We start from the raw sequence: 4,632 nt of genomic DNA on the forward strand, positions 1-4,632 counted from the left end.
CAAGCGACAAATCACGCGTGAAGAGCTCGATAACCTCAGTGAAGATTGGCTGTGTGAAAACGGTATAAAGTTGGATATCCCCGCATTGTTTGATGCGGTCAAACAGCCGGAAGAAGCGCGCTCAGAAGGTAACAACGATGAGACGCAAGCGGAACAAACCGCAGCGACGCACACCGTAACGGCAGGGGAAGACTGGCAAAGCATCGCTGAACTATATGGTATGGGAGCTAAAGCCTTGCTCTTGCTTAACCCAGTGTTTGAGGCCGACCCTCTGTCACTCGCGGTAGGTGATGAAATTATGGTTGCTGAGAAACAGCAACAACAAGCACCGGACAAAAAGAATACCTTTCCGCCGCTGCGCCCACAAACTTACAACAACATCCGCAACAGTCATTATCAGCACAGTGATCCATTGCTCGGGTTGACCAAATATAGAGCCATTAACACTGCCGATTGCATAGAAGGCGATGTGGTAATACTCAATTTAAAAGACGCTACAAGCTCGCTCGTGTTCGCTAAATCCTGCACCAGACCAGAGGGATGTATTGAAATTGGCGACCAACAAGAGTCAATAAGTAACTTTGGTCCTTGGTCATTCTTCTTTGCACAAGCCAATGCAAGTCCAGCTGCTGTCATACCCGCCATTCAAGCGACACAAGCACAAATGGCTATGGGCAGTTCCGCAGCTGTCGCCGGTTCCCCAGAGCAAGCGCAGCAAACCCAAACCGCGGCTATGCAGTTGGATAAACTGGCCGGCACATTGAAAGACAAAATCGTTGAGGGCTACCGCTGGCAGGTCGAGGGCATTGGCACTTTGTTTGCCATGCAGCAAAGCTTGTTTGGCGATAACACCCAATACACAGACCAAGATTTACGCCAAGTGACCACGGTACAAAGCCGCGTTCGTGTCCACATTACCGAGCCCCAAGATGGCGAGTTTTATCCGCACGTACAGGGGTATCATGTAGACGACACACGAATCCCCATCAAATATGTGAAACAGGGGAACAGTGGTCAGTTGTCCGTTGCTATTGAAGAGAACGGACCAACCATCTATTGGACGCCAGAAGAAAACGATGAAGCAAGTTGGCAAACTACCCCCGATCATAGTGATGGGTTTGAAAAAGACGATATACTGGTCACGCCAATCCACTCGGGTAGCGATGCGAACGTCACCGTTACGCCTGCTCCAGAAGAGAAAGACTGGCGTGATGCGATCTTGGTATTCCCTGAAAGCTCAGGTATCGTTCCTCTTTATATTGTATATAGTGAAAATGCTTACTCATCAGGATTTAAAACGTTTTTGTCACCGAATTCATATCCTGGTGTTTCGAGAGCTCGTCACTTTCAAGAAGCTAATGAGAACCTCTTGAAGATGATGGAAACAGATCCAGAATTTGCATCTCAGATGGAATCCTTGAATATAAAACTAGAGAGAACAGCTACAGGCTTAGCTCCTAGACGACCTCCAAAAGGTTGGACATGGCATCATGAAAGAGAAAAAGGCAGCATGGTTTTAGTCCCAAGAGAACAACACACAATTGGTAGTGAAGAGTGGAAAGTACTTCATCCAGATAACAAGGGGGGCTACTCGATATGGGGGAAATAAAAATGAAATTAAGAGAGTTAATGCTTGATGTTGCAAGCTTGGATCCTGATTTGACCATTTACATTGACAGTGCATGGAATCCTGAATCCCATATTTTACTTTGCGCAGAGCCAGAGGATGGAAGCTCACCGGAAGGGTATGACTACTTTTTAGAGGTATTTATACTGCAAGAGTTATTTGAAGATGTTCCCGAGATCACTGTCGAGCGAGTCATCAAATACGCTCAAGATGATGCTTAATATAAGCTTTACTTTGCTTATAAACATAAGGCGTTACAAGGACGCCTTTTCTCATTCCCATTTCTCAACCGGTTCTAAAAACCGATCAAAGTCCTCTTCTGTCAGAACCTTATAGCTGCTCTCGGTGAATACAACATTTTGTCCATTGCGATTGAAGATAACGGACCAACCATCAATTGGACGCCAGAAGAAAACGGTGAAGCAAGTTGGCAAACTACTCCCGATTCAAGTCAATTTATACCTGCGAACCTTAAACGGATGATGGATGGCAAAGCTCCTCGAGCAAGGTTTAAGGATACCGTCGGGGGAAGACGTTCTTTCGAACTGCACCATGTTGAAGAAATACAACATGGCGGTTCTGTATACGATGTTGACAACTTAAGAGTAAACACCCCCCGTAACCATATTGATATACACAAGAGTTAACTATGGAATTAAAAAACACATTGAGTGCTTATACTGAAGCTGAGTTTATAAATTTACTAGATGAGATAATTGAATCAAAGGGTAGTGATGATTATCAAGATAAGTTGCTTGAACACTTCATATCAATTACGGAGCATCCTGCAGGTTCAGACTTAATTTACTACCCAGAGAACCCAGGTGAAGATACTCCTGAAGGAATAGCAAAAATAGTGAAAGATTGGCGTGCTCTGCAGGGACTTCCCTGCTTCAAAGAGTAAAAGCTAAAAGGCGTCACGATGACGCCTTTTCTTATTCACACGACTCAATCTGTTCTAAAAACCGCTCAAAATCCTCTTGTGTCAGAACCTTATGGCTGCTCTCGATGAACTCAATATTTTGTCCATTGCGATTGAAGATAACGTACCAACCATCAATTGGACGCCAGAAAAAACGGTGAAGCAAGTTGGCAAACTCCCGATTCAAGTCAATTTATACCTGCGAACCTTAAATGGACGATGGATGGCAAAGCTCCTCGAGCAAGGTTTAAGGATACCGTTGGGGGAAGACGTTCTTTCTAAATGCACCATGTTGAATAAATACAACATGGTGGTTCTGTGTACGATGTTGACAACTTAAGAGCCCCCCGCAATACAACACGAGGATTAACAACGAATAGCATTAGAAGAATGGATTACTTTTAGTAAGGCAAAACCCAATAAACAGGATATGAATGAGTATTTACTCTGTCTTATAATGGGGCAAAGCCTTCTTAGAACTATTACATCCACAACGTGCCCACTACGAATGTATTCACGGGTAAAAACACCATATGTATCGCTTCAGCTAAACAGCGACCGTACACAAAGACCACAGCCAACACCGACCAACTTCTTGGATTTATACCCAACTTTTTGGCTCGATAAACAAAAAATTGTATCGGCATACACTACTATCATCCTACCTAGCTGATTTTGCAGAAGAAAGTTAATGGCATGCTTACTGCTTATTGCCGTGATAACTAGTATTCACTTTAGGTATTTGTGTGTCCTATAAAGTTCTTCCACTGTCGGAAGTAATGTCTCATGAATTTGGATTGATAGAGGGCAACTTCCATAATATTTCGGAAGCGGATATCGCCTCTGCTATTCCTTCACATCTTACTTTTGAACAACTAAAGCAGCATCTCTACGAAGGTAATCTCGCACTCGTGAGTGATACGCCTCAAACTCCTGCTCTGCTTAGTTACAACGACCCAATAGGTCCTAAAACTTGGCGGCTGAATTCTGAGGTTATCTCTGAACTTTCGGATGATGCGGCTAATAATTTGTTAGCAATAACGAAAACCACCAGAGCAACGGGAGGTTACCGCTCTTGTATCAGGTAAACCTCGACGCCCGAACGAGTTTACACGCCGCCGCCAATCGCAACCGAAAGTGAAGAGGAATTAATCAAGGAGTTTGAGTACAGCTTCGAAGTCGGATGCTCGGATACCACCATAAAGAAAATGGTGCACAGTGACTTTGCTTTAGCGAAAACTGAAAAAGAGAACGCGGTGACCCGTTGGGAGCAAGCCAATACCGAGCAAGGCACTCGCTACACAGCGTTATGTGTGTTTGATGAGCCAAAGCGTTTAAATATCCACATCGCTGTTGACAATCTCGGACTGACACCATTGGAAGCCGTCACATTACAAAAAGCCGGCAGCCATAAAGCTGAGGAAGGTTTTATACCTGTTGTCCCTGCAGTGCGATTGGGTGAACGTTTAGGTTTGCCTACAGAAGGCTATTACTACCACTTTAATGATGGTGAACTTGTCCAAGAATACAAAATTCTTGGGGAAGAAAAATGGGCGTTTTACGCTACGCAATCGACACAAGACAAGCTCAATGACGAGCGTGGTTTTACTAAAGACCAAAGCGCTATTTTGGTGTATTGGAAATTAGCCGATCAAATCATCGAAAATCAATACATCATTTATCTTGAGCGACAAATCACGCGTGAAGAGCTCGATAATCTCAGTGAAAATTAGCTGTGTGAAAACGGGATAAAGTTGGATATCCCCGCATTGTTTGATGCGGTCACACAGCCGGAAGAAGCGCGCTCAGAAGGTAACAACGATGAGACGCAAGCGGAACAAACCGCAGCGACGCACACCGTAACGGTAGGGGAAGACTGGCAAAGCATCGCTGAACTATATGGTATGGGAGCTAAAGCCTTGCTCTTGCTTAACCCAGTGTTTGAGGCCGACCCTCTGTCACTTGCGGTAGGTGATGAAATTAGTGTTGCTGAGAAACAGCAACAACAAGCACCGGACAAAAAGAATACCTTTCCGCCGCTGCGCCCACAAACTTACAACAACATCCGCAACAGTCATTATCA

8 protein-coding genes are annotated in these 4,632 nt (G+C 44.6%); all 8 read left to right on the forward strand.

What is annotated here, in order from left to right; genetic code table 11:
* Positions 1-1,609: S-type pyocin domain-containing protein (locus tag IQP38_RS08090; protein WP_193837479.1), on the forward strand; the 1,609-nt coding region annotated here is incomplete at its 5' end.
* A gap of 2 nt (positions 1,610-1,611) precedes the next feature.
* On the forward strand, positions 1,612-1,848 hold the full coding sequence (locus IQP38_RS08095) for a hypothetical protein (protein ID WP_031812766.1): 237 nt from the start codon (positions 1,612-1,614) through the stop codon (positions 1,846-1,848).
* A gap of 138 nt (positions 1,849-1,986) precedes the next feature.
* Positions 1,987-2,274 carry an HNH endonuclease signature motif containing protein gene (locus tag IQP38_RS08100; RefSeq protein WP_193837480.1) on the forward strand — a complete coding sequence of 96 codons (288 nt, stop codon included), beginning with the start codon at positions 1,987-1,989 and terminating at the stop codon, positions 2,272-2,274.
* A gap of 2 nt (positions 2,275-2,276) precedes the next feature.
* Positions 2,277-2,531 (forward strand): bacteriocin immunity protein, encoded by a 255-nt coding sequence (locus IQP38_RS08105; RefSeq protein WP_017633426.1) that lies wholly within the window; start codon positions 2,277-2,279, stop codon positions 2,529-2,531.
* Between the two features lie 91 nt (positions 2,532-2,622).
* Entirely contained in the window at positions 2,623-2,889 is a 267-nt protein-coding gene (locus IQP38_RS08110) for a hypothetical protein (protein ID WP_005477168.1), read from the forward strand.
* 406 nt (positions 2,890-3,295) lie between these two features.
* On the forward strand, positions 3,296-3,637 hold the full coding sequence (locus tag IQP38_RS26330) for a hypothetical protein (protein WP_228010023.1): 342 nt from the start codon (positions 3,296-3,298) through the stop codon (positions 3,635-3,637).
* A gap of 168 nt (positions 3,638-3,805) precedes the next feature.
* Positions 3,806-4,282 (forward strand): hypothetical protein, encoded by a 477-nt coding sequence (locus tag IQP38_RS26335; protein ID WP_228010024.1) that lies wholly within the window; start codon positions 3,806-3,808, stop codon positions 4,280-4,282.
* A 21-nt stretch (positions 4,283-4,303) separates the two neighbouring features.
* The coding region (locus IQP38_RS26340) for a LysM peptidoglycan-binding domain-containing protein (RefSeq protein WP_228010025.1) at positions 4,304-4,632 on the forward strand (329 nt) is incomplete at its 3' end.

The sequence above is a fragment of the Vibrio sp. OPT41 genome (assembly GCF_015163595.1).
Lineage (GTDB): Bacteria > Pseudomonadota > Gammaproteobacteria > Enterobacterales > Vibrionaceae > Vibrio > Vibrio alginolyticus.

Coding starts and splice junctions, on each gene's coding strand:
- IQP38_RS08095 (WP_031812766.1), top strand. CDS start 1,612: ATGAAATTAAGAGAGTTAATGCTTGATGTTGCAAGCTTGGATCCTGAT.
- IQP38_RS08110 (WP_005477168.1), top strand. CDS start 2,623: ATGGCTGCTCTCGATGAACTCAATATTTTGTCCATTGCGATTGAAGAT.
- IQP38_RS08105 (WP_017633426.1), top strand. CDS start 2,277: ATGGAATTAAAAAACACATTGAGTGCTTATACTGAAGCTGAGTTTATA.